This is a genomic window from Pseudactinotalea sp. Z1748, from assembly GCF_049725185.1.
In the GTDB taxonomy this organism is placed as follows: Bacteria; Actinomycetota; Actinomycetes; order Actinomycetales; family Beutenbergiaceae; genus CALKWS01.
In genome coordinates, this window is record NZ_JBMPQB010000004.1 from 169,178 (window position 1) to 192,449 (window position 23,272).

General features: G+C 70.5%; 22 protein-coding genes. 17 read left to right on the plus strand and 5 right to left on the minus strand.

The genetic code is table 11. From position 1 onward, the window contains the following. Positions 1 to 54 precede the first annotated feature (54 nt). Both ACO0LU_RS10810 and ACO0LU_RS10815 read left to right on the plus strand, forming a co-directional pair. Entirely contained in the window at positions 55 to 981 is a 927-nt protein-coding gene (locus tag ACO0LU_RS10810) for a proteasome assembly chaperone family protein (RefSeq protein ID WP_424791367.1), read from the plus strand. 264 nt (positions 982 to 1,245) lie between these two features. Continuing rightward, positions 1,246 to 1,449: a cold-shock protein gene (locus tag ACO0LU_RS10815; RefSeq protein ID WP_424787944.1), complete on the plus strand. Its 204-nt coding sequence runs from the start codon at positions 1,246 to 1,248 to the stop codon at positions 1,447 to 1,449. A 69-nt stretch (positions 1,450 to 1,518) separates the two neighbouring features. Here the strand turns inward: ACO0LU_RS10815 and ACO0LU_RS10820 are convergent, their stop codons facing one another. Next, positions 1,519 to 2,475 carry a spermidine synthase gene (locus ACO0LU_RS10820; protein WP_424791368.1) on the minus strand — a complete coding sequence of 319 codons (957 nt, stop codon included), beginning with the start codon at positions 2,473 to 2,475 and terminating at the stop codon, positions 1,519 to 1,521. Positions 2,476 to 2,577: 102 nt separating this feature from the next. Between ACO0LU_RS10820 and ACO0LU_RS10825 the strand changes: the two genes are divergently transcribed. The 3 genes from ACO0LU_RS10825 (at position 2,578) to ACO0LU_RS10835 (ending at position 4,715) form a co-directional block, all read left to right on the plus strand. After that, on the plus strand, positions 2,578 to 2,982 hold the full coding sequence (locus ACO0LU_RS10825) for an SAV_6107 family HEPN domain-containing protein (RefSeq protein WP_424791369.1): 405 nt from the start codon (positions 2,578 to 2,580) through the stop codon (positions 2,980 to 2,982). Next, positions 2,979 to 4,232, plus strand: coding sequence for a DNA polymerase IV (dinB, locus tag ACO0LU_RS10830; protein WP_424791370.1), 1,254 nt, complete (start codon positions 2,979 to 2,981; stop codon positions 4,230 to 4,232). Before ACO0LU_RS10825 ends, dinB begins: the two co-directional genes overlap by 4 nt. Before the next feature lie 96 nt (positions 4,233 to 4,328). Then, entirely contained in the window at positions 4,329 to 4,715 is a 387-nt protein-coding gene (locus tag ACO0LU_RS10835) for a DUF3040 domain-containing protein (protein WP_424791371.1), read from the plus strand. A gap of 6 nt (positions 4,716 to 4,721) precedes the next feature. Here the strand turns inward: ACO0LU_RS10835 and ACO0LU_RS10840 are convergent, their stop codons facing one another. The 3 genes from ACO0LU_RS10840 to ACO0LU_RS10850 are packed head-to-tail and all read right to left on the minus strand — an operon-like array spanning position 4,722 to position 8,996. Continuing rightward, positions 4,722 to 6,875 carry a transglutaminaseTgpA domain-containing protein gene (locus ACO0LU_RS10840; protein ID WP_424791372.1) on the minus strand — a complete coding sequence of 718 codons (2,154 nt, stop codon included), beginning with the start codon at positions 6,873 to 6,875 and terminating at the stop codon, positions 4,722 to 4,724. Then, the gene (locus ACO0LU_RS10845; protein ID WP_424791373.1) at positions 6,875 to 8,053 is read right to left on the minus strand and encodes a DUF58 domain-containing protein; all 1,179 of its coding nucleotides are present in this window, start codon (positions 8,051 to 8,053) and stop codon (positions 6,875 to 6,877) included. The genes ACO0LU_RS10840 and ACO0LU_RS10845 overlap by 1 nt, the downstream gene beginning before the upstream one ends. 1 nt (position 8,054) lies before the next feature. Continuing rightward, positions 8,055 to 8,996: an AAA family ATPase gene (locus ACO0LU_RS10850; protein WP_424791374.1), complete on the minus strand. Its 942-nt coding sequence runs from the start codon at positions 8,994 to 8,996 to the stop codon at positions 8,055 to 8,057. Positions 8,997 to 9,299: 303 nt separating this feature from the next. On the opposite strand from ACO0LU_RS10850, the gene mraZ reads away from it, so the two are divergent. From mraZ to murD, 8 genes are all read left to right on the plus strand, one after another. After that, positions 9,300 to 9,728, plus strand: a complete 429-nt coding sequence (mraZ, locus tag ACO0LU_RS10855) for a division/cell wall cluster transcriptional repressor MraZ (RefSeq protein ID WP_424787936.1) — start codon at positions 9,300 to 9,302, stop codon at positions 9,726 to 9,728. Between the two features lie 143 nt (positions 9,729 to 9,871). Beyond that, complete coding sequence (gene rsmH / locus ACO0LU_RS10860) at positions 9,872 to 10,861, plus strand: 16S rRNA (cytosine(1402)-N(4))-methyltransferase RsmH (protein ID WP_424791375.1); 990 nt, start codon at positions 9,872 to 9,874, stop codon at positions 10,859 to 10,861. Next, entirely contained in the window at positions 10,858 to 11,256 is a 399-nt protein-coding gene (locus ACO0LU_RS10865; protein ID WP_424791376.1) for a hypothetical protein, read from the plus strand. The genes rsmH and ACO0LU_RS10865 overlap by 4 nt, the downstream gene beginning before the upstream one ends. Then, positions 11,256 to 13,034: a peptidoglycan D,D-transpeptidase FtsI family protein gene (locus ACO0LU_RS10870; protein WP_424791377.1), complete on the plus strand. Its 1,779-nt coding sequence runs from the start codon at positions 11,256 to 11,258 to the stop codon at positions 13,032 to 13,034. Before ACO0LU_RS10865 ends, ACO0LU_RS10870 begins: the two co-directional genes overlap by 1 nt. Before the next feature lie 18 nt (positions 13,035 to 13,052). Beyond that, positions 13,053 to 14,618: a UDP-N-acetylmuramoyl-L-alanyl-D-glutamate--2,6-diaminopimelate ligase gene (locus ACO0LU_RS10875; RefSeq protein WP_424791378.1), complete on the plus strand. Its 1,566-nt coding sequence runs from the start codon at positions 13,053 to 13,055 to the stop codon at positions 14,616 to 14,618. Further along, entirely contained in the window at positions 14,615 to 16,021 is a 1,407-nt protein-coding gene (locus tag ACO0LU_RS10880; protein WP_424791379.1) for a UDP-N-acetylmuramoyl-tripeptide--D-alanyl-D-alanine ligase, read from the plus strand. Before ACO0LU_RS10875 ends, ACO0LU_RS10880 begins: the two co-directional genes overlap by 4 nt. Continuing rightward, positions 16,018 to 17,103: a phospho-N-acetylmuramoyl-pentapeptide-transferase gene (gene mraY, locus ACO0LU_RS10885; protein WP_424791380.1), complete on the plus strand. Its 1,086-nt coding sequence runs from the start codon at positions 16,018 to 16,020 to the stop codon at positions 17,101 to 17,103. The genes ACO0LU_RS10880 and mraY overlap by 4 nt, the downstream gene beginning before the upstream one ends. 2 nt (positions 17,104 to 17,105) lie before the next feature. Then, entirely contained in the window at positions 17,106 to 18,557 is a 1,452-nt protein-coding gene (gene murD, locus ACO0LU_RS10890) for a UDP-N-acetylmuramoyl-L-alanine--D-glutamate ligase (RefSeq protein WP_424791381.1), read from the plus strand. On the opposite strand, the gene ACO0LU_RS10895 is transcribed toward murD, so the two are convergent. Continuing rightward, positions 18,532 to 18,717: a hypothetical protein gene (locus ACO0LU_RS10895; RefSeq protein WP_424791382.1), complete on the minus strand. Its 186-nt coding sequence runs from the start codon at positions 18,715 to 18,717 to the stop codon at positions 18,532 to 18,534. The two genes, murD and ACO0LU_RS10895, sit on opposite strands and share 26 nt — an antisense overlap. A 25-nt stretch (positions 18,718 to 18,742) precedes the next feature. On the opposite strand from ACO0LU_RS10895, the gene ACO0LU_RS10900 reads away from it, so the two are divergent. The 4 genes from ACO0LU_RS10900 to ACO0LU_RS10915 are packed head-to-tail and all read left to right on the plus strand — an operon-like array spanning position 18,743 to position 23,218. Beyond that, positions 18,743 to 19,912 (plus strand): FtsW/RodA/SpoVE family cell cycle protein, encoded by a 1,170-nt coding sequence (locus ACO0LU_RS10900; RefSeq protein WP_424791383.1) that lies wholly within the window; start codon positions 18,743 to 18,745, stop codon positions 19,910 to 19,912. Next, on the plus strand, positions 19,909 to 21,027 hold the full coding sequence (gene murG / locus ACO0LU_RS10905) for an undecaprenyldiphospho-muramoylpentapeptide beta-N-acetylglucosaminyltransferase (protein ID WP_424791384.1): 1,119 nt from the start codon (positions 19,909 to 19,911) through the stop codon (positions 21,025 to 21,027). Before ACO0LU_RS10900 ends, murG begins: the two co-directional genes overlap by 4 nt. After that, entirely contained in the window at positions 21,024 to 22,385 is a 1,362-nt protein-coding gene (gene murC, locus ACO0LU_RS10910) for a UDP-N-acetylmuramate--L-alanine ligase (RefSeq protein ID WP_424791385.1), read from the plus strand. Before murG ends, murC begins: the two co-directional genes overlap by 4 nt. A gap of 41 nt (positions 22,386 to 22,426) precedes the next feature. Further along, entirely contained in the window at positions 22,427 to 23,218 is a 792-nt protein-coding gene (locus ACO0LU_RS10915; protein WP_424791386.1) for a cell division protein FtsQ/DivIB, read from the plus strand. Positions 23,219 to 23,272 lie beyond the last annotated feature (54 nt).

Here is a 23,272-nt window from a genome sequence, read left to right on the forward strand (position 1 = left end):
AATGTGACCACCGCAGGAAGCGTTGAGTATGGGGTGAACGAGGAAGGGACGTCCATGGCTGCTGATCCGCGCGATTTGTATACCCGCGAGACCGAGGTAACCGACCTGCCCGAGGGCGAGGTCGCGGTGCTGGTGCACGCCTTGCAGGGCTCGATCGACGCCGGACACGCCGGAGCGCTGCTCGCCGAGCACCTCACCGCCAAGCTCAGCACCCGCCGGGTGGCGACCTTCGATGTCGATGCGCTGCTGGACTACCGTTCCCGCCGGCCGGTGATGACGTACGAGGACGGGGCCTGGACCACCTATGACGAGCCGGTCCTGACGCTGGACCTGCTGCGGGACGACGAGGGCCAGGCGATGCTGCTGCTGCACGGCCTGGAGCCGGATCTGAAGTGGGAACTGTTCATCGACGCGATCACCGGCCTGATCGAGGAGTTCGGTGTGCGCACCACCGTCGGAGTGCACGGGATCCCGATGGGGGTACCCCACACCCGCCCGATCACCGTGACCGCCCACGGGACGCGGCCCGAGTTGGTGGCCGATTACCCCGACTACATCAGTTCGGTGCGAGTGCCGGGTTCGGCGTCGGCACTACTGGAGTTCCGCCTGGGTGGGCGCGGCCACGACGCCCTCGGTTTCGCCGCGCACGTCCCGCACTACCTCGCTCAGTCCGACTATCCGCAGGCCGCCGCCGAACTGGTGCGCCAGATCACCCGGGTGACCGGTCTCGGGCTCCCGATCGGTGACCTGGAAGCCGACGGCGTGCGGATCCAGACCGAGATCGACCGGCAGGTCGGTGCCTCCGAGGAGGTTGGCGCGGTGGTCCGGGCGCTGGAAGAACAGTTCGACTCCTTCGCCGAGGCGACCGGGGACGAGGCGTTGGGCACACCGGTGGTGGAGGCGGAGGAGGTCCCCAGCGCCGATGAGATCGCCGCCCGCTTCTCCCAGTACCTGGCCGGCCAGGACAACGACAAGGGCTGAGCGGGTCCGTCCAGCAACCCTGGATAGTCCACCAGCCGGACTCGGCGGGTGTTGCGGTAGCGCTTCTGCGGCAGAGCATGACATGCTGGCCTTGTTACAGTTTCACTTACGTTCGACCCGGGTGGGCACTCCTGTGCGCAATCCCAACATTCCGGGCCAGGTACCACTTGGTCGGGGATGAGATAGGCGTGGGGCGAAGCATGTGGCAAGACGGGGCCGGCACACGGCTTGCCCCACCAACGTCCCCGGAAGGACAAGCACAACATGGCACAGGGAACCGTCAAGTGGTTCAACGCTGAGAAGGGCTATGGATTCATTGCCCAGGACGGTGGCGGAGACGACGTCTTCGTTCACTACTCGGCCATCGAGTCGGACGGCTACCGCTCCCTCGAAGAGGCGCAGCGGGTTGAGTTCGAGATCACCCAGGGCCCCAAGGGCCCGCAGGCGGAGAGCGTCCGCATGGTCTGATTCCAGACCTCCCACGAGCCCGGTCGGCGCAGTTGCGCCGGCCGGGCTCGTGGCTTTTCCGGCACCTCGCTAGGGCAGGCTGATCAGCCCGTCCGGATCCTCGCGGGTGTCGGGCAGCATGCTCAGCATCCGCTGCTCGGCGGACTCGGAGGTTTCGGTCGGCACCTCCCCGGCGCGCCACTGATCGGACTCGACAGGATCGCGGAACACCTGGGCGGTGCCGATGAAATCCCGCAGGTCGCGGCCGTGCAGCACTCGCGCGGTGGGGGCGAGGGTGCGCAACGACCGGTTCAACTCCGCGGTGGGCCAAGGGCGGTTGGCGCCCAGGATGACGACGTTGCCGTAGCGACGCCCGCGCAGCACGCCGGGCTCGGCGATCACGGCGGTGTGGGCGAACACCTCGGCGAGGGTGGCCGCTTCGCGCCGGGCCACCGGCAGTGGGGGGTTGTCGGCCAGGTTCAGCAGGTAGCACCCGGCCTGGTTGAGCCGATCGGCCACCAGTTCGGTGAACTCCACTGTACGCAGGTGTGGTGGGACGGCGCCGGCGGCGAAGGTGTCCCGGATCACGGCGTCGCCGCCGCCGCTGCGCAACGAGGCGATGGTCGCGCGAGCATCGGCCACGCGGATCCGCAGTCGCGGGGCGCGCGGCAGGTCGAACCACGTGCGCACGTACTCAGCGAGTTTGGCGTCGATCTCCGCGACCAGGTGACGCGAGTCGGGCCAGAGTGCGGCCATCGCCCGCGGGAGCGCACATCCGGCCCCGCCCAGGTGCACCACGTTCAGCGGTTCTTCCGGGCCGAATCGATGGGTCAGCACCACCTGCATCTGCTGCATGTACTCGAACATCAGCCGGGTGGGGTCGTCCAGGTACAGGTGGGAACTCTGCACCCCGTCCAACAGCAGCAGCACACCGTTCGGATCCTCGGTGTCAGGGGTCAGTTCTACGGTGGCATACGTGGTGGGGATCGGACCCTGTGGAAGCGCCGCGACCGACGGCGCCACCGAGCGTGTCTTGCGCCGTGCCATGCAGGGAACGGTACCCCGCGACCCGGGTGGGACCGAACGCGGTAGGCCCTTGACAACTTCGAACGAGCGTTCGATAATGGTAGTGCGGGAAGGGAGTCGATGATGGGCGGTGCGGTACCTGAGCGGTTGCTTCGGCGAGCCCATGCCGAACTCGATCAACTCTCGGCGCGGGCCGAGGGGCAGGAGAATTTCCTGCACGCCCATATGGCGGCGCTGCGCGCCGGGGCGGCGTTGCTCGCCCTGCACCCGGCGTCGGCGGGCAAGCGGCGCGCGGTGCGCAGTGTCTGGGAACAGATCGCCGAGTTGGACGAGGTCTGGGTACCGTGGGCGGCGCTGTTCGCCTCCGGCGCGCCGATCCGGGCGGCGATCGAGACGGGGCGTGCGCCGGCCCTCGAGGCCGCGCAGGTGGCGCGCACCGAGCAGGCCGCAGTGGAGTTCGTCGCGATCGTGACCGAGGCGGTGCGGACGGCGCGCGAGCCCACGCACCTGCCGGCGATGGCCTCGTGAGTCGTTCGGCGCGGTCGGCGGCGGCGGCCGGGAGGGACTGGGGCGACGACGACTCCGCAGCGCCCATTCTGCACGTGGACATGGATGCCTTCTTCGCCGCGGTGGAGTTGATCGAGCGGCCCGACCTGCGTGGCAAGGCGGTCATCGTCGGTGGCCGCCATCGTGGCGTGGTGGTGTCGGCGACCTACGAAGCGCGGGAATTCGGGGTGCACTCGGCGATGCCGATGGCGCGGGCGCGGGCAATGTGCCCGCACGCGGTGGTGCTGGAGCCCCGGCACGAGCGCTACCGGGAGGTCTCCCTCGCGGTCCTTCAGGTCCTGGGCGAGATCACCCCGGTGCTGGAACAGGTCAGCATCGATGAGGCGTTCCTGGACGTGGCCGGAGCGCGCCGGCGACTGGGCTCACCCACACAGATCGCGCAGCAGATCCGCGAGCGCATCCGCACCGAACTGTTCGTGGATGCCTCCGTGGGAGTTGCGGGCACCAAGTTCGTGGCGAAACTGGCCTCCAGCCACGCCAAGCCGGACGGGATGCTGTTGATCCCTGCCGGGGCCACCGTCCCGTTCCTGCATGCGCTGCCCGTGGGGGCATTGTGGGGGGTGGGTGAGCGCACCGCGGAACGGCTGGCCTCGATGGCCATCCACACCGTCTCCGACCTAGCGCACACGCCCGCACCGACCCTGCACCGCCTGCTCGGGGTGGCGGCCGGACAGCGCCTGCTGGACCTGTCCTGGGGCCGGGACCCTCGCCCGGTGCAGCCACAGCGCCAGGAGAAGTCGATCGGACACGAGCAGACCTTTGCGGTCAACCTCTCCCGCACCGAGGAATTGAACGCGGTCCTGTTGGACCAGGCGCACCGTTGCGCGATGCGGTTACGGGCGGCGGGCACCGTCACCGCGTCGGTGTCGATCAAGGTACGGTTCGCCGACTTCACCACCCTGTCCCGTTCCCGGGCGCTGTCGGAGCCCACCGATGTGGCGCAGGCCATCTACGCCACCGCCCGGGAACTGCTGGCCGGGGTCGCCCTGCCCGCTGGCGGCGTGCGGTTGCTGGGCGTGCGGTGTGAGGCCCTCAGTCCGGCGGCCACCACCGCCGTCCAGGGCACCCTGGCCGGGCCCGGACCGGGCCGCCGCGATGCCGAACGGGCAATGGATTCCATCACCGCTCGATACGGGCGCGGCGCGGTCCGAGCGGCCACTCTCGTGCGTCCGGGGGGTTCGCCGGACGTTAGAGATGCCACATCTGGGTAGGTTCGCTTCGCTTCGGCTACCACTATTGGCTCCGGGCACTTATCCTAGGTACCAGACCCCTCGTCGGGGTACCCGTCAACCGCCCTGGGAGGTACCGTGCCTCTCTCCGAGTACGAGCAGCGCGTACTGGAGGAGTTGGAGCAACAGTTGCGCTCCGACGATCCCAAACTCGCCGACACCATCTCCGGACGTGCCGGCCGCAACCCCCTGCAGATCGGCTTGGGGATCGTGGGTCTGCTCGGTGGTCTGGCCGCCCTGGTGGGTGGTCTGGCCGGCGGGCATCTCTGGCTGAGTGCCGTCGGCTTCCTTCTCATGTTCGCCGGAGTGCTGGTAGCGATGTCGCGCCCGAAGGGTCAGCCCGACGGTGACGCCTCGAACGTGCACCCGATCCGAGGGGGCGGCGGCGGCAAAACCGCGCCGCGTGATTCCGGGTTCATGGACAAACTCGAAGAGCGCTGGGACCGCCGCCGGCACGAACCCTGAGACCGGTCACGTCCGGTCCTGGGTGTCCACCTCGTGCATAACCTTGCGGCGCCACTTGCTGCGCGGATGCTGTCGGCGGATCTCCTCCAGTACCTGTCTGCGCCACTGATGCACCTGTTTGCCGCTCGGCGCCTGCCGCCCGGGTGGTGCATAGCGGTGGCGCTCCACCGCCCCCACCAGTTCCGACAGGGCCTGCCCGGGTTGGCCGGTCAGCCCCACCCGCGCCCGTAGCCCCCGGGGGGTCTCTCCGGGGTGAGCGGACTCCGGTGCGATACCGGTGGCGGCCCGGCGCACCCGCGCCCAAGAACGCTCCACGTCAGACCCGCGGCGCTGGCGGTACTGCCACGCCAGCACGCTGCCGATCAAGCCGACCGGGATGGCCAGCGCGAGCCAGCGCCAGAGGGAGGGCTGATCGGAGGCAGCACCGGTCGATTCCGGAGTCGTCTGCGCAGTTGCGGCGTCGGCCGGCTCCTCCGGGGTCTGAGGGGCCGCGGTACCGGTGGGGAACTCCTCCTCGGGCGAATCGGCGCCCTCGGGCACACCGGTGGCCCACTCCGGCGGAGCGCCGGTGCGCTCCGGTGGGGTGGGCTCGAACCGGACCCAGCCCACGCCGTCGAAGTACACCTGCGGCCAGGTGTGCGCCCGGTGGCCGCTGACCTCGACGGTGCCGTCCTGATCGGACTCTTCCCCGGGCAGGAACCCCACCGCCATCCGGGCCGGGATGTCCAGCGTGCGGGCCATCACCACCATCGCGGTGGCGAACTGGACGCAGTAGCCACGGCCGCTGCCGAGGAAGTCCCAGACCGCATCGGAGGTCCGGGCCGGGTCCACCTCGACGTCGTAGGTGAACTGGCTGTCGAACCGCAGGAAGTCCTGGATGGCCACCGCCTGCTCATATTGGGTCCGGGCACCGGCAGTATCGACGACCCGTTGCGTCAGGGCTCGGATCTGATCGGCGTGACCGGTGTCGGGTACGTGCAGGGTGAGTGGATCGACCTCGGGGTCCTGGATCAACTCCACGGCGTTGAGGTCCGCCGGATCCAGATCCACCTCGAAGATCTCCGCCTCGTACTCCAGTGGCGTCGAGCCGGAGCCGATCACCTCATCGGAGTCGCCGTCGTAGGCCCATTCGCCCTCGATCGAGAGCCGGCGCGGCTGGTCGGGCAGCAGCAGCCGGTCCTGGGCCAGGTCCAGCACGTTCATCTGCAGCCGCTGGTCGGGCCGGTCGGCCTCGATCGGGCCCGGCCACAGCACCTGATTCTGCACCGGCTCGGTCTCGCGGGGTTCGGTGCCGCGCAGCCAACGCTGCCCGGTGAACTCGGTGAGGGTGTAGGCATGCAGCGGTCCGAGGTTCTCGGGGTCGCTCGCCCGGTAGGAGTAGAGCAGGTCGTCGGCGCCCCGATCCAGATGGTCACTGACGTCAAGGCCCAGATCGAGCCGCGTGGCGCTGGTGCCCCCGGATTCGGACCACTGCCAGGTGGACGTGGGAATGAGCAGGACCGCAGGGGCGGCGATCAGAGCCACCACGACGGTGAGCGCGGCGGCACCGGCGGCTGATCGCCATGCGCCGTGACGCGCACGCTGTCCCGCTCCGGTTCCGGCGGAGTGCAGCACCAGCAGGCCTAGGTAGCCGGTGGCAGCGAGCACGAACACCGCTGTCGGCACCGGTTCACCCAGGGCCACGGCGGGCATCCACGGCGCCAGCAGGGCGATCCCGGACCACGCCGGTGCCCGGCAACCAACCGCGAGCAGCTCGGCCAGCAACAGGACCACCAGCAACGCCGAGACGATGCCCAGCGCCAGTCCCGCGCTGCCCACCACCGGGGCCTGGGTGGCGGTATCGGCCATGCCCTGCCGGAGCAATGCCAGGAATTCACCGGGCGCGGCCACTCCGGGCAGTGGCTCCAGCATGCCGGCGCCGGGAACGAACAACGCGGCGGTGAGGTAGATCCCGATCGCGCCGCTGATCACCGTGGGCAACCAGATCGACGCCAGCCAGGTGCGGATCAGCACCAGTGACGCGGCCGTCACGCTCAGGACGACCAAGGCGCTGGGGAACCAGGAGGCCGTCTCCACCAGGCGCTCCAGGCTCAGTCCACCGCCCAGTGCGGCCAGCACCAGGAGCCCGGCGGCGAGGACCCGGCGCAGGTGCCCGTCCATCAGCGCACCACCAGGGGCGTGAGCAGGGTGTTCCAGGACTCGGCGATCCCGGAGGTGTCGGCGCGGGCGCGCGCGGTGTGCAGGGCCCAGCCGTGCTTGGCGAGTCCGGCCGCCGGTACCTGCTCGTCGTAACGGTCGGTGACGATCAGGGCGTAGGCACGGCGGTGACCGGCTAACGGGCTCAGGGTATGGAGCAAGCCGACGTCGGGGGAGTGCAGTACTGCGATCAGACTCGGGCCGGCCCCGTGCAGGCCCCGGCGTTGCTCAGCACGCAGCGCCGAGGGGGTGATGGTGGCCGGGGCGATCGCGTCGAGGGCATCCGCTGTGGTGGTGCACGTGACCGAGTGCACGTCCGGATCGGCATCCAGGCCGGCCCTGGCGCACACGTGCAGTCGCACCGGGACCCCGGAGGAGACGAGGCCGACCGCAAGCGAGGCGAAGGCGCTCAACGCCCACTCCGCGCCACTCTTGCGGCCCAGATCCAGTAGCAGGTCCACCGCCGGAGGGTGGGAGGGCTCATCGGCCCGGACCATCAACTCGCCCCGGCGTGCCGAGGTGCGCCAGTGCACCCGGTGCACGTCGTCGCCGCGCACGTACTCGCGCAGCGTCAGGTCCTCCACCGAGCGCTCCGGAAGTCCGAAGGCCGAGTGCTCACTTCCACTCAGGTCTCGTAACCGCAGCGACTCGTCCAGCACGGCGGTCCGGGGCCAGATGAGCAGCGGTTCCCCGCGGTCACCGCGGACCGGCCAGCGCAGCAGCCCCAACGGGTCGCCGTGGACCACGGTGCTGGGCCCGAGCCGGTGGTACCCACGCTCGCGTGGGCGGATCTGGTAGGTCCAGGCTCTGCGCTGCTGACCGGCAGCCCGGACGTGGGAGCGGTTCAGCAGCGCCGGCGTTCGCTCGCGGAGCCGGGACCAGGCGCCCAACTGGCCCGCGAGCAGTTCCAGGTGGACCGTGGCCACCTGAGCCACGACCGGCCGGGGTGGATCCACCCGGCGGCGCAGGCGCATCCGTGCGGCACGCCGGCGGCTGCCCAGCACCCAGACCAGAGCGACCGCGATCAGCCCCAGCAGCAGGGCGCTGATCCGCGCGAGGGCCAGGGCGTCCGTCGCCGCCGCTGCGACCGCCAGGAGGGCACCGGCGGCGAGCATCCCGATCCCGCGTAAGGTCAGGCGCATCTCAGGACGGGCCGGGGGCCGGGATGCCCCGGAGAATCTGGCCGATGAGTTCAGCGGGGCCGGCCGAGGCACCGCGCCGAGCGACGACCCGGTGCGCCAGGACGGACACGCCGATCTCCTGGATGTCATCAGGCAGGACGAAGTCCCGGCCCTGCACGACCGCCAGCGCCTTGGCCATCGCCAGCAGTTGCAATCCCGCCCGCGGTGAGGCGCCCAACGCGATCTCCTCGTGACGACGGGTGGCCCGGACCAGGTCCAGGATGAAGCCGCGCACGGCATCGGAGACGTAGACGGCGCGCACCGCCAGCCGCGCGGCCTGAATCTCGTCGTCGGTGAGGGCTTGGTCGAGGTCAGCGAGCGGATCGGCGAAGCCGCCGGTGGCCAGCAACTCGAGTTCGTCCTGCTGGGCGGGATAGCCGATGCGCAACTGAGCCATGAAGCGGTCGCGCTGCGCTTCCGGGAGTGGGTAGGTCCCGGCCATCTCCACCGGGTTCTGGGTGGCGATCACCATGAATGGATCGGGCAGTGGATGAGTGGTCCCGTCGACCGTCACCTGGCGCTCCTGCATGCACTCCAGCAGCGCCGACTGCGTCTTGGGGGAAGCGCGGTTGATCTCATCGCCGATCACCACGGTGGCGAACAGGGGACCGGGGTGGAACTCGAAGTCTCCGGTCTGGGCACGGTAGACGCTCACGCCGGTGAGGTCGCTGGGCAGCAGGTCCGGGGTGAACTGCACCCGCCCCATCGTGCCGCCGACCGAACGGGCCAGGGCCTTTGCCAGGGTCGTCTTCCCCACCCCGGGCACGTCCTCGATCAGCAGATGGCCCTGAGCGAGGAAGACGGCGACGGCGGTGCGCACCACGGCGGGACGGCCGGACAGAACCTGGCTCAGGTTGTCCATCAGCCGAGCGATCGCAGCCGCGTCGGTGGTCGTCGTCGTCATGGTCCGAGGGTACGTCCTGCGCGGCTCCGGCGCCCACGCGTCGGCAGATTCTCCACTTCGCTCCACCGTGGTCTCGCGTGTGGCCGCCCTGGGCGGGGAAACAGCCTGCCGGGGCAGGGATCCAACACGTAATCACGCTTTGGAGGGCCCGCTGCAGAGAAATCTGCTCCACATCGCACCACGGCCCTGACCTGCAGAAATAGTAGGAACTCCTGCGCAAAACGCGTGCGTTGCGATTGACGGTGGAGGAAAGTGGAGTAATGTGGGGGAATCCGGACTAGTAGGGAGGGTTGGGGGTGGCACATGTTCCTCGGGACTTACGAACCCAGGCTCGACGACAAGGGCCGCCTGATCCTGCCTGCGAAGTTCCGGGAGGCGCTGGCGCCGGGCATCGTGCTCACCCGGGGCCAGGAGCGCTGCCTGTACGGGTTCCCGCGCGCGGAGTTCGAGCGGGTGCACGCCCAGATGCAGTCGGCGTCCTTGACGTCCAAGCAGGCCCGGGACTTCCAGCGGATCCTGCTCTCCGGAGCCTCCGACGAGATCCCGGACAAGCAGGGCCGCCTGACCGTTCCGCCGGTGTTGCGCAAGTACGCCGGGCTCGGGCGCGAGCTGGCGGTCATCGGCGCCGGATCGAAGATCGAGATCTGGGACTCAACCTCCTGGACCGAGTACCTGGCCGCCTCCGAGCAGGCATTCGCCGAACTCACCGAGGAGGTGGTCCCCGGCCTGTGATCGGGTCCGACTCCGTCCCACTTGGTCTCTCACCGCGACTCTGGCGCACTTCCCCGGCGCCAGATCGGGCGGCGGGAGTCCTGGTCGGACGGCGGAGGGGCCTCCGACCACCTCAGGATCAGTGCCAGCAGCGAGGACGTTCGATGATCAGCAAGCCGATCGGCGCACTACACGCGCCCGTCCTTGCCGACCGCTGCGCCGAACTGCTGGCCCCAGCGCTGGACGCGCCCGGTGCGCTCGCTGTGGATGCCACCCTCGGGATGGGCGGCCACAGCGAGGTGCTGTTGCGTCGCCATCCGGGCCTGCGCCTGATCGGGATCGACCGCGATCAGCAGGCACTGGCGTTGGCAGGGCGGCGCCTGGCCGTCTTCGGCGACCGGTTCGAGCCGGTACACGCCGTGTATGACCAGATCCCGGCAGTCCTGGCCGAGCGGAGCCACGGACCGGTCCAGGGGCTGTTGTTCGATCTTGGCGTCTCCTCCTTGCAGTTGGACCGCGCCGAGCGAGGTTTCTCCTACGCCCAGGAAGCCCCACTGGACATGCGGATGGACCAGAGCGCCGGACGGACCGCCGCCCAGTTCCTCGCGGAGGAGGACGAGGCCGGCCTGCGCCGGATCCTCTCCGACTACGGCCAGGAGCGGTTCGCCGGCCGTATCGCTGCGGCGATCGTGCGCCGTCGTCGGACCGAACCGCTGCAGCGCAGCGGCGAACTGGTCGACCTCGTCCGCGAGAACATTCCCCAGGCCGCCCGGCGCACCGGTGGCAACCCCGCAAAGCGGACCTTCCAGGCGTTGCGGATCGCGGTGAACGCCGAGCTCGAGGTGCTGCGGGCCGCGCTGCCCGGTGCGCTGCAGACGCTGGCCGTGGGCGGTCGGATGGTGGTGCTGTCCTATCACTCCCTGGAGGATCGGATGGTCAAGAACGCCTTCCGGCCCGGGTTGACCTCCTCCACGCCCGTGGATCTGCCCACCGAACTGCCCGGGCATGAGCCCTATCTACGCTCTCTCACCCGCGGTTCCGAGACGGCCGGCGACGCCGAACAGCGTGCCAACCCGCGCTCGGCCTCGGTACGACTGCGCGCCGTCGAACGGCTCCGCCCCACGCCGAAACATCTGCAGGAGGGTCCAGCATGAGCGCAGTTCCGCAGCGGGCCCCGGTGGCCCGGCCGGCGGTGACCACCCGCCGCCCCCGGCTCCAGATCGTGCGGGCGCCCGCACACCAGCGCAGTCTCGTGCCGTTCGTGGCGCTGTGCCTGACCATCCTGGTTGGCGCGATGCTCGGAGCGCTGCTGCTCAACACCGCGATGGCTGCGACCGCGTACCAGATGCGGGAGCAGCGCATCGAACTGGCGCAGTTGTCCGAGCACCAGCAGTTCCTCACCCAGCAGGTGGAGCGGCGCGGAGCCCCGGCAGCGTTGGCGGCGGCGGCGACCGAACTGGGGATGGAGCGGGGCGAAGGGACCAGTTACCTGCGCCTGGAGGATGGCGCCATCGCCGGCCCGGCGGCTGAGCTGGTCGGTTCGGACTGATGGCCGGGCCGACGCCGATGACCGGTGTCGGGGCACCGGTGCGCCGACAGAACATCATCCTCGCCGCGATCCTGATCGTGGTGCTGCTGTTCGGTGTCCGGCTGGTCTACATCCAGGTGATCGCCGGGCCCGCCCTGGCCCAGACCGCCCGGGAGGAGCGCACCTACACCCAGATCATTCCGGCACCGCGCGGCGACGTGGTCGATGCCCACGGCACGGTGCTGGCCACCAGCGCCGACACGTTCGACATCGTCGCCGATCTGCGCCAGATCCCGTCCTTCGTGCTCCGCGATGAGGACGGTGAGATCGTCAGCCGGGGTGCAGCGGCGGCGGCGAGGGTGCTGGCCCCGTTGCTGGATCGCGACCGCGCGGAACTCGGAGCGGAACTGGTCGGGGACAACGGCTACCACCGGCTCCTGCGCGATGCCACACCGGAAACCTGGCAGGCGATCGCCAGCCTCGGGGTGAACGGCATTACCGCCGAGCGCACCAGCCAACGCGTCTACCCGGCCGGGAACACGGCCGGGAACATTCTTGGCTGGGTCAACGACGAGGGCGATGGCGCCGCCGGGATCGAGTCGACCCTCAATTCCCGGCTGCTGGGCACCCCGGGTTCCAGCGAGGTGGAGATCGGGGCCCGCGGGCAGGTGATCCCCACCGGCGCGCAGTCCTCCACCCCGGCGGTCCCGGGCTGTGATGTCCACCTGACCATCGACACCGATATGCAATGGCATGCCCAGCAGGTGATCGACGAATCGGTGGACACCTGGAGTGCCGCCTGGGGTGCGGTCGTGGTGGTCGAGGTGGGCACCGGGCGCATCCTGGCGCTGGCCGACTCCGGCGCGGTGGACCCCAACTCCCCGATGGACACCCCCGAGGACAGCCGCGGTGCCCGTTCGGTCCAGAATGCCTACGACCCCGGTTCGACCGGAAAGGTCCTCACCGTGCTGTCGGCGCTGGAGGAAGGAGTGGTCACTCCGACCTCGCCGATCGAGAACCCCTACCGGCACACGATGCCCAACGGTCAGACCTTCACCGACCACAGCGAGCACCCTGACCAGGTGCTGACCACCACCGGGGTGCTGGCGGAGTCGGCGAACACCTCCACGGTGCTGATCGGGTCGGAGATGTCGAACCAGACGCGGTTCGAGTACATGCGGAACATGGGATGGGGTGAGCGAACCGGGATGGGCCTTCCCGGTGAGACCGCCGGCATCCTGCACCACTACTCGGACTGGGACGGCCGCACCCAGTACGTGACGATGTTCGGCCAGAGCGTGAACGTGAACCTGGTGGCCAACACCCAGGTGTTCGCCACCATCGCCAATCAGGGGTTGGCGATCCCGCCGCGGATCATCGAGGGCTACACGTGTGAGGGGGCGTACGAGGAACTCCAGGACGAGGACCCGGTGCAGGTGGTCTCCCCGGAGAGCAGCGAGCAGATGATCCGGATGCTGGAGTCCACCGTGCACGAGGGCGGCACCGGTGTGCGGGCGGCCATCGACGGGTACCGGGTGGCGGGCAAGACCGGTACCGCCGAGACCTCCGATGGACGGGGCGGGCTGAGCCACCGGGTGGCCTCCTTCGTGGGTGTGGCACCGGCCGAGGCGCCGGAGATCGCCGTCGGTGTGGTGGTTGCCCAACCCTCCGGGATCTACGGTTCGCTCGTGGCAGCCCCGGTCTTCCACGACGTGACCGAGTTCAGCCTGCAGCACCTGGGCGTGGCGCCCTCCACCGAGGAGCCCGACCTGTACCCGTTGCGACCAGAAGACTCCTGAGGCATCGATACTAGGAGCATGAACGTTGCATCTGCTGAGCCGCCCCGGCGGAGCCTCGCCGGCCTAGCCGCGGCCTTCGGCCTGACCGCGCGCGGCGGGCCGGAGGATGGCTCCGGCCTCGAGGTCGCCGTCACCGGCGTCAGCCTGGACAACCGGCTCACCGGTCCGGGTGAGTTGTTCGCTGCGCTCCCGGGTGCGCGGGCCCACGGTGCGCGCTTCGCTGCCGCTGCGGTGGCCGGCGGCGCGGTCGGCGTGCTCACCGACGCCGCGGGAGCGGACCTGCTCACCGGGCAGGAGATCGCCGTGCCGGTGCTGGTGGCCCAGGATCCGCGCGCGGTCCTGGGCCAGGTGGCCTCATGGATCTACGGGCATCCCTCCCGGCGGTTGGGCACCTACGCGGTGACCGGGACCAACGGCAAGACCACCACCACCTACTTCCTCGAGCACATCCTGGCTGCGCTGGGGCGCAGCACCGGCCTGATCGGGACCGTGGAACTCAAGATCGGCGCCGAGCGCACTCCCGCCCGGTTGACCACCCCGGAGGCCCCCGCGCTGCACCAGCTGCTGGCGCAGATGGTGCGTTCCCAGGTGGACGACGTGGTGATGGAGGTCTCCTCGCACGCCCTGGAACTGCACCGGGTGGACGGAGTCGTCTACGAGGTGGCCGGCTTCACCAACCTGACCCAGGACCACTTGGACTTCCATGGCGACATGGAGTCCTACTTCGCCGCGAAGGCCGCGCTGTTCACCCCGGGCCGCGCGCGGCGCGGCGTGGTGCTGGTCGACGACGAGTGGGGACGACGACTGGCCGCCCGGGCCGAGATCGATGTCGTCACGGTCTCGGCCACCCAGGCGCCGGCTCACTGGCAGATCAGCGCCGCCGCGCCGGGACCTGCGGGCACTCCGATCACGCTGAGCAGCGCCGACGGTGCGCAACTGAGCACCACCGTGGCCCTGCCGGGGACCTTCAACGTGGCCAATGCAGCCGTGGCGTTGGTGATGGCCCTGCAGGTGGGGGCGAGCCCGGAGCAGATCACCGCCGCGCTGCCGGAGGGGTTGACCGCCGTGGTCCCCGGGCGGATGGAACTCGTGGCCACCGCCCCCCGGGTGCTGGTGGACTTCGCGCACAATACCGAGGCGATCCAGCAGGCACTGGCCGCGGTGCGACAGGGGACGCAGGGGCGCCTCTTCGTGATCTTCGGTGCCACCGGGGACCGCGACCGCGGCAAGCGCGCCTCGATGGGCGCGGCGGCGGTGCAGGGTGCCGATGTGGTGGTGATCACCGATGATGATCCGCACGATGAGGACCCGGCGGGCATCCGGGCCGAGGTGATGGCCGGAGCGGTGCGCGCACTGGCCACGGAGCAGCAGGAGGGCCGGCAGGTGGACCTGTACGAGGTGGCGCCGCGACAGGCCGCGATCGCCCGTGTCATCAGATTCGCCGCCGATGCGGATACGGTTCTGGTAGCCGGGCGCGGACATGAGACCTGGCAGGAGATCGCGGGCGTGGATCACCACCTCGATGACCGACAGGAGGTGCGCAAGGCGATGGCCGAACGAGAGCAGCACCCGACCGGCTCATGATCGACCTGACGATCGCCCAGATCGCTGCCGCCGTGGACGGCACCGTCCCCGGGCCCGAGTGCGCCACGGTCAGCGGTGGGGTCGTCACCGACTCCCGTCGGGTGGGACCGGGGGACCTGTTCGTCGCGGTGGGCGGTGCCCGTGTGGACGGCCACGACTACCTGGGTGCTGCGGCCGAGGCCGGTGCGGTGGCCGCCCTGGTGAGCAGGGAGGTGCCGCGGGCCCCGCTGGCCCAGATCGTGGTGGCCGACACCACCAGGGCACTGGGAGACCTGGCCGCCGCGGTGCTGTCCCGGCTGCGGAAGAACGCCCGGCCGCCGGTCGTGGTGGGCGTGACGGGCTCGGTGGGCAAGACCTCCACCAAGGATCTGCTCGCGGCGGTGCTGGAGCCCTGTGGTGAGGTGATCGCCCCGGTGGGCTCCTACAACAATGAGATCGGCCTGCCCCTGACGGTGCTGCGCGCCACGGAGAACACCGCCGCGCTGGTGCTGGAGATGGGCGCCGACGCACCGGGGAACCTGACCTACCTGACCTCGATCGCACCACCGGACATCGCGGTGGTGCTCGCCGTCGGCCGGGCTCACCTGGATGGTTTCGGCGATATCGGGGCGGTCGCCCGGGCCAAGGCCGAACTCGTGCAGAACATGCGAGCCGACGGCGTGGCGGTCCTGAACGCCGACGACGCGCGGGTGGCCGCGATGTCACCTGACGCGGCCGGGCGCAGCACCGTCTTCTTCGGCACCGGAGGCGATGCGCAGGTCCGCGCCGAGCAGATCGGCACCGACGATCAGGGGCGGGCGCGTTTCACGCTGCACCTGCACGGGCAGGCACACCCGGTGCAACTGCCTCTGTACGGCCTCCATCAGGTCTCCAACGCCCTGGCCGCGGCAGCGGTGGCGCACGAACTCGGAGTAGACGCGGAGCAGATCGCGACCGCGCTCCGTTCGGCGTCCGCCCGCAGTCCGCACCGGATGCATGTGCAGCGCAGCGACGCCGGGGTCACGATCATCGACGACGCCTATAACGCGAACCCGGACTCGATGCGGGCGGCGTTGCGCTCCCTGAGCCAGATGGCGGCCGGGTCCGGGGGCCGGGCGGTGGCGGTGCTGGGCCCGATGCGCGAACTCGGACCGGACTCGGCCGCCGAGCACGAAGGAGTCGGTGCCTTCGCCGTGCAGGTGGGAGTGGACCGCCTGATCGCCGTGGCCGGGCAGGCCCGCCCGCTGGCCACCGGAGCACTGGCGGCCGGGATGGACCGGCGCGAGGTGCAGCGGGCCAGTGGGGTCTCGGAGGCGGTGGCGATGCTGCGCCGGTACCTGCGCTCCGGGGACGTGATGCTGGTCAAGGCATCCAACGGTGAGCAGTTGTGGCGGGTGGTCGAGGCGTTGGAGCGAGCCCGATGATCGCCGTCCTGTCCGCAGGTGCCGTGGCGATGCTGGTGTCCCTGCTGGGCACACCGCTGTTCATCCGGTTCCTGGTCAAGCGCGAATACGGCCAGTTCATCCGGCAGGACGGCCCCACCGCGCATTTCACCAAACGTGGCACGCCCACCATGGGCGGGGTGGTGATCATCGCCGCCACGGTGATCGGCTACGCGGTGGCGAACCTGGTGGCGGGCCGTCCGCCGAATGTCTCCGGTCTGCTGCTGTTGTTCCTCATGGTCGGTCTGGGCGTGATCGGCTTCGCCGACGACTTCACCAAGATCAGCCGGCAGCGCTCCCTCGGGCTGAGCCCGCTGTGGAAGATGATCGGCCAGGGCGCCATCGGTGTCACGTTCGCGGTCCTGGTCCTGCAGTTCCCGAACGAGCGGTACCGCACCCCGGCCTCCACCGAGATCTCCTTCACCCGCGACATCTCGGCCCTGGACCTGGCCTTCCTGGGCGCGGGGGTGGGACTGATCCTGTTCGTGCTGTGGGCCAACTTCCTCATCACCGCCTGGTCGAACGCGGTCAACCTCACCGACGGCCTGGACGGACTGGCCACCGGTGTGTCGATGCTGGTCTTCGGTGCCTACGTGGTGGTGGCGGTCTGGCAGTCCAACCAGAGCTGCCAGGTGCTCTCCCAGGTGGCGCCGCGGTGTTATGAGGTCCGCGACCCGCGCGACCTGTCCATCATCGCCGCCGCCATCGTGGGGGCCTGCTTCGGGTTCCTATGGTGGAACGCCTCACCGGCGAAGATCTTCATGGGCGACACCGGATCCCTGGCCCTGGGCGGTGCGCTGGCCGGGCTGTCCATCCTGACCCGCACCGAGGTGCTGGCCGCGATCATCGGTGGGCTCTTCGTGCTGATCGTGATGTCGGACGTGATCCAGATCGGCTGGTTCAAACTCACCGGCAAACGTGTGTTCAAGATGGCGCCGCTGCACCACCACTTCGAACTCATGGGTTGGGGTGAGGTGACGATCGTGATCCGGTTCTGGATCATCGCGGCACTGTTCGTCTGTGTGGGTCTGGGCATCTTCTACGCCGAGTGGGTCGTCGGATAGCGATGGAGGCTGTCGAGCTCTCCGGTGCGCGCGTCCTGGTGGCCGGGCTGGGGATCAGCGGCGTTGCGTCCGTGCAGGCACTGTACGACGTCGGAGCCCGGGTCAGCGCGGTCGATTCCCGTCCGGAGGTGGCCGGTGCCGCACCACTTCCCGCCGGGGTGGTGGTGTTCACCGGGCAGGACTGGCCCGGGTTGGCCCAGCGGGCCCTGGAGGAGAAGCCGGAGGTGCTGATCGCCTCCCCGGGACTGCCACCGCACAACCCCCTGCTGCAGGCGGCCGAGCAGATGGGGGTGCCGGTCTGGAGCGAGGTCGAACTGGCCTGGCGGTTGTGCCCGCCGGGGGTGCCGTGGTTGGCGCTGACCGGAACGAACGGCAAGACCACCACGGTGAGCATGCTCGCCTCGATGCTGGCCGCCGCGGGACGCAACGCCCCGGCGGTGGGGAACGTGGGTGACCCGATCGTGACCACGGTGCTCGGTGCCCGCGCCGCCGGGACCACCCTGGACGGCCTGGCGGTGGAACTGTCGAGTTTCCAGTTGCACTACACCCACACCCTCGCGCCACTGGCCAGTGCGTGCCTGAACCTGTCCGCGGACCACCTGGACTGGCACGGCAGCCCGCAGAACTATGCCGCGGACAAGGCTCGGATCTACCAGCGCACCACCGCCGCCTGCATCTACAACGCACACGATGACGCCACCCGGGACATGGTGGCCGCAGCCGACGTCGCCGAAGGCGCCCGCGCGGTGGGGTTCACCCTGAACGTGCCGGCCCTGGGTCAGCTCGGGCTGGTCGAGGACGTCCTCGCCGACCGGGCGTTCACCCCGGGCCGGCGCACCCACGCCCAGGAACTGGCCACCCTGGCCGACCTGGCCCACCTCGGCGGCCCGCCGGTACCGGGTCACCTGGTCGCCAACGCGCTGGCTGCCGCGGCCCTCGCGCTGGCCGCCGACGTCGCCCCGGAGCACATCAGCGCGGGCCTACGCGCGCTGGCACCCGGTGCGCATCGCATCCAGGAGGTTGGCAGCCACGCGGGCGTTCGCTACGTCAACGACTCCAAGGCCACCAACCCCGACGCCGCGGCCGCATCGCTCAGTGCGCTGCCGCCCGGGCGCGGGATCTGGATCGCCGGTGGGTTGGCCAAGGGCGCCGACCTCGGCCCCCTGGTCGCCGGCAGCGCCGACCGGCTGCGCGCCGTCGTCGTCATCGGCACCGATCCGGCCCCGATCGTGGCCGCACTCGACCGACACGCGCCGCACCTCCCGCGAGTCGTGGTGCCCGCTGGTGAGACTGAACCTATGCACCGTGCCGTCCGACATGCCGCAGATCTGGCCCACCAGGGCGATGTCGTGCTACTCGCTCCTGCGTGTGCCTCCATGGATCAGTTCGACTCCTACGCCGCCCGCGGCGAGGCGTTCATCGATGCGGTCACAGGACTGGGGACGCCCCGGTGACCACGACCCCGACCCGACGCCCGGTGGTGCGCGCACGCCCGGCCGACCCGCAGACGACGGCGAAGCGCACGTCGCGGAAGCCGGCCAGGTCCAGGTCCAGTACGGCCAGGTCCAGGACAGCCGAGGCCAGGACCGAGAGACGGACCGCCCGGCAGACCACCGTGGCGGCGGCTTGGGACTCCCCGGTGACCAGCTACTACCTGGTCGGCGGTTCCGCGCTACTGCTGTTGCTGCTCGGGCTCGTCATGGTGCTGTCCAGTTCGTCGGTGTTGTCGCTGCAGTCCTCCGGCACCCCGTTCACCACCTTTCTCAACCAGGCCAGGTTCGCCCTGCTCGCGCTGCCGGTGGCCTGGGGGATCTCGCGGCTGTCGGTGTCCTGGATCCGCCGGCTGGCCTGGCCCGGAATGGCTCTGGCCGCACTGATGCAGACGCTGGTGTTCATCCCCGGTCTGCAGGTCGCGGCCGGCGGGAACGCCGGCTGGGTGGTGATCGCCGGGCAGAACTTCCAGCCTGCGGAGTTCGGCAAACTCGGCCTGGCCGTCTGGCTCGGGGCGGTGCTGGCCGCCAAGGGGCGCCTGCTGCGGCACTGGTACCACGTCCTCTTCCCAGCGGTGTTCGTGGCCACCGGGATTCTGGCCATGGTGCTCTACACCCACGATTTGGGCACCGCGCTGGTGATCATGCTGCTGGTAGCCGGGGCACTCTGGGTGGCCGGGGTGCCGCTGTCGATGTTCACCCTGGCGGCGATGGCCGGGAGTGCGGCGGCGGCCTTCCTGGTGATCCCCTCGAGCAACCGGCGCGATCGTATCGCGATGCTGTTCGGGATGGGCGACGTCGACCCGATGGGGCTGGGCCTGCAACCCCGCCGTGCCCTGCAGGGGCTGGGCACCGGCGGGCTGAGCGGGGTGGGGCTGGGGGAGTCCCGCTCGAAGTGGCTGTGGCTACCCGAGGCCCACCACGACTTCATCTTCGCCATCATCGGCGAGGAACTCGGTCTGCTGGGCGCGCTGCTGGTGCTGGTGCTGTTCACCGCGCTCGCCCTCGGGTTGACCCGGGTGGTCCGGCGCCACCCGGACCGGTTCGTGAAGATCGCCACCGCCGCCATCGGGGCCTGGATCCTGGGCCAGGCACTGATCAACATCGGCGTGGTGATCGGGGTGCTGCCGGTGATCGGGTTGCCGTTGCCACTGGTCAGCGCCGGCGGTTCGGCCCTGGTCACCACGATGGTTGCGCTCGGGATCGTGCTGGCCTTCGCCCGCAACGAGCCCGGTGCCAGAGCCGCGCTGGCGGCACGGCGCAGTTCCCTGCGTGCCCACCTGGCGGTCGTGGCTCCGCGGTCCCGGCGGTCCTCGTGAGCGCTCCGATGATCGTGCTGGCAGGGGGTGGCACGGCCGGGCACGTGAACCCGTTGCTGGCGCTGGCCGAACGCCTGCCCGCGGAGTTGCCCGGGGTGCAACTGAAGGTGCTGGGCACCGCGGCCGGGCTGGAGGCCGACCTGGTGCCCGCCGCCGGGCTGGACCTGGTCACGATCGAGAAGGTGCCGTTGCCGCGCCGCCCCAGTGCCGAGTGGCTCACGCTGCCGGGCCGCTGGCGCCGGGCGATGGCCACCGCCACCTCGGTGGTGTCCGGGGCTGACCTGGTGGTCGGATTCGGTGGGTACGTCTCCGCACCGGCATACCTGGCGGCGCGGCGGGCCGGGGTCCCGATCGTGGTGCACGAGCAGAACGCCCGCCCCGGACTGGCGAACAGGCTGGGTGCGCGGTACGCAGCCGCGGTGGGTATTACCTTTCCCGGCACCGCGTTGCGTGCGGGCGAACTCGTCGGCTTGCCACTGCGGGCGAGCATCGCCGACCTGATCCGACGACGTGAGCAGGACGCCGATGCCACCGCGCGCGCCGGTGCCCGGGCCCTGGGCCTGGATCCGGACCGTCGCACCGTGCTGGTGACCGGCGGATCCCTGGGCGCGGCCCGGTTGAACCAGGTGCTTCCCGGGATCGGCCCGGACCTGATCGAGGCCGGCGCGCAGGTGTTGCACCTGACCGGCCGGGGCAAAGCGGATCCGGTCCACCAGGCCACCGCAGACATGGCGCAGTCTCAGCACTACCACGTGCGCGAGTACCTGATGGAGATGGAGCACGCCCTGGCCTGCGCGGATCTGGTGATCGCACGCGCCGGTGCGGGGACCGTCAGCGAACTGACCGCACTGGGCATTCCCGCGGTCTACGTCCCGCTGCCGATCGGCAACGGGGAGCAGGCGCTGAACGCCGGGCCGGTGGTGACTGCCGGAGGTGCCTTGATGGTCGCGGACGAGGACTTGACCGGGGGGTGGCTGGCCGAGCACGTGCTGCCGCTGATGCGCCGGGACGAGGAGTTGGCCCGGCTGCGTAGCGCCGCATTCCGGGCGGGCATCACCGATGGCGCCGACCGGCTGGCCCGGATGGTGACCACGGTGCTGGAGCAGCGCGGATGAGGATGCATTTCATCGCCATCGGGGGTGCCGGGATGTCGGTGATCGCCGAGTTGCTGGTGCGTCAGGGCTATCAGGTCAGCGGCTCGGACCGGGCCGACTCGCCCGCTCTGGCCCGGCTCGGGAGCCTGGGTGCCCGGGTGCACGTGGGCCACGCCGCCGAGCACGTGGCGCAGTTGGGCCCGCAGGACGCCGTGGTGATCTCCAGCGCGATCGGTCCCGACAACCCCGAGGTGCGCGCCGCTCGGGACCGGGGCGTGCCGATCCTGCACCGGTCCCAGGCATTGGCACTGGCCGCCCGCGGCAAGGACTTCGTGGCCGTGGCGGGCAGCCACGGCAAGACCACCACCTCGGCGATGCTCGCCGTCGCCCTGCGCGCTGCCGGGCTGGACCCCTCCTTCGCGATCGGGGGGCGCGTGGTCTCCCTGGACACCGGCGCGTACCAGGGCGAGGGCAACGTCTTCGTGGCCGAGGCTGATGAGTCCGACGGTTCCTTCGTCAACTACTCTCCCCGGGTAGCGATCGTGACGAATATCGAGGCCGACCACCTGGACCACTACCGCACGGCGCAGGCCTATGCCGGGGCGTTTCTGGAGTTCGCTGCTCGGGTGCAGCCGGGGGGGCTGGTGATCACCTGCGCCGACGACCCCGGCGCGACGGGCTTTGCCGCCGCCCTGAAGGAGCGGGGAACCCGGGTGCAGACCTACGGCGTCAGCACCGACGCCGACGTGCGCATCGACATCACCCACCTCGCGCCGGCACAATCCGGGGCCCGACTGACCAGCGCGCTCGGCGCGGTGGAACTGGACGTGGCCGTGCCCGGCGAGCACAACCTGGCCAACGCCACCGCTGCGTGGTGTGCCGGGGTGGAACTGGGCGTGGACCCCGCCCAGATGGCCGCCGCCCTGGGCTCATTCACCGGGACCGCGCGCCGGTTCGAGTTGCGGGGCACGGTGGCCGGGGTCCGGGTGGTGGACGACTACGCCCACAACCCCACCAAGGTCGCCGCAGCGGTGGCCACCGCAAGACGCGCGGCTGCGGGAGGGCGTGTGATTGCCGTCTTCCAGCCGCATCTGTACTCCCGCACCCGGGACTTCGCCGAACAGTTCGCCCGGGTCCTGCGCACGGCCGACCATGTGTTGCTGGCCCCGATCTACCCGGCCCGGGAGGAGCCGTTGCCCGGGGTGAGTTCGGCGCTGATCGCCGATCACCTCGACGGGGCCGAGGTGATCGAGGACTTTGCCGCCCTGGCCGCCGCAGCGGCCGCTCGGGCCGAGCCCGGTGATCTGGTGGTCACGATCGGCGCCGGGGACGTCACCGCGCTCCCGGAGCTGATCCTCACCGAACTGGGGCGCCGGTGAGGGCGCCGGTCAGCCCGCGCCGCCCCCCGAGCGGGACGCCGGTGCGACGCCCCGGCAGGCCGGTGGCGGCCGAGGCCGACTCGGGCGCACCACAGCGCCGGATCTCCACCCAGTTCGGTGCCCGGCTGGCCGAACGCCGCCGGGCGCTCCGGCGGCTGCGGTGGCGCACCATCGCGATCGTGGCCGCAGCGGTGCTGGCGGTGGCCGTGGTGGTCTACCTGGTGCTGTTCTCCCCGGTGCTGGCGCTGCGCGCGCAGGAGGTACGGATCACCGGCGCCTCCGACCTGGTCGAGGTCGAGCAGATCCACGACCTGCTGGCCGCACACGACGGGCAGCCGCTGGTCCGGCTGGATACCACGGCACTGGCCCGGGAGGCCGAGGAGGTGACCGGCGTGCTCTCGGCCGATCTGGTGCGCGAGTGGCCACACGGGGTGCAGGTCCAGATCACGCCGCGCATTCCCGTTGCGACGGTGCCCGACGATGGGGAGTACCTGGTGCTCGACGGTGATGCGGTCGAACTGCAGGTGACGCCGCAGCCGCGCGAGGATCTCCCGCTGGTGGAGGTGGAGGTCGGCACCGAGACCTCCGCGGCCTCCCTGGAGGCCGCGGTCACGGTGCTCGGCGCCCTGCCACCGGAGTTGTTCGATCAGGTCACCGCCGCCGGCGCGGCCAGCCCGGACCAGGTCGAACTCGAACTCACCGACGGCGCGGTGGTGGTGTGGGGGAGTGCGGAGGAGAACGAACTGAAGGCAGCCGTCCTCACGACGCTGCGGCAGGTACCGGCCGAGGTGTACGACGTGTCGGCCCCACGTAACCCCATCACCCGGGGCTGAGCAGAATCTCAAGGCCGACACGCCCCGCTAGGTCGTTGCCGCCGGGGTGCGGCG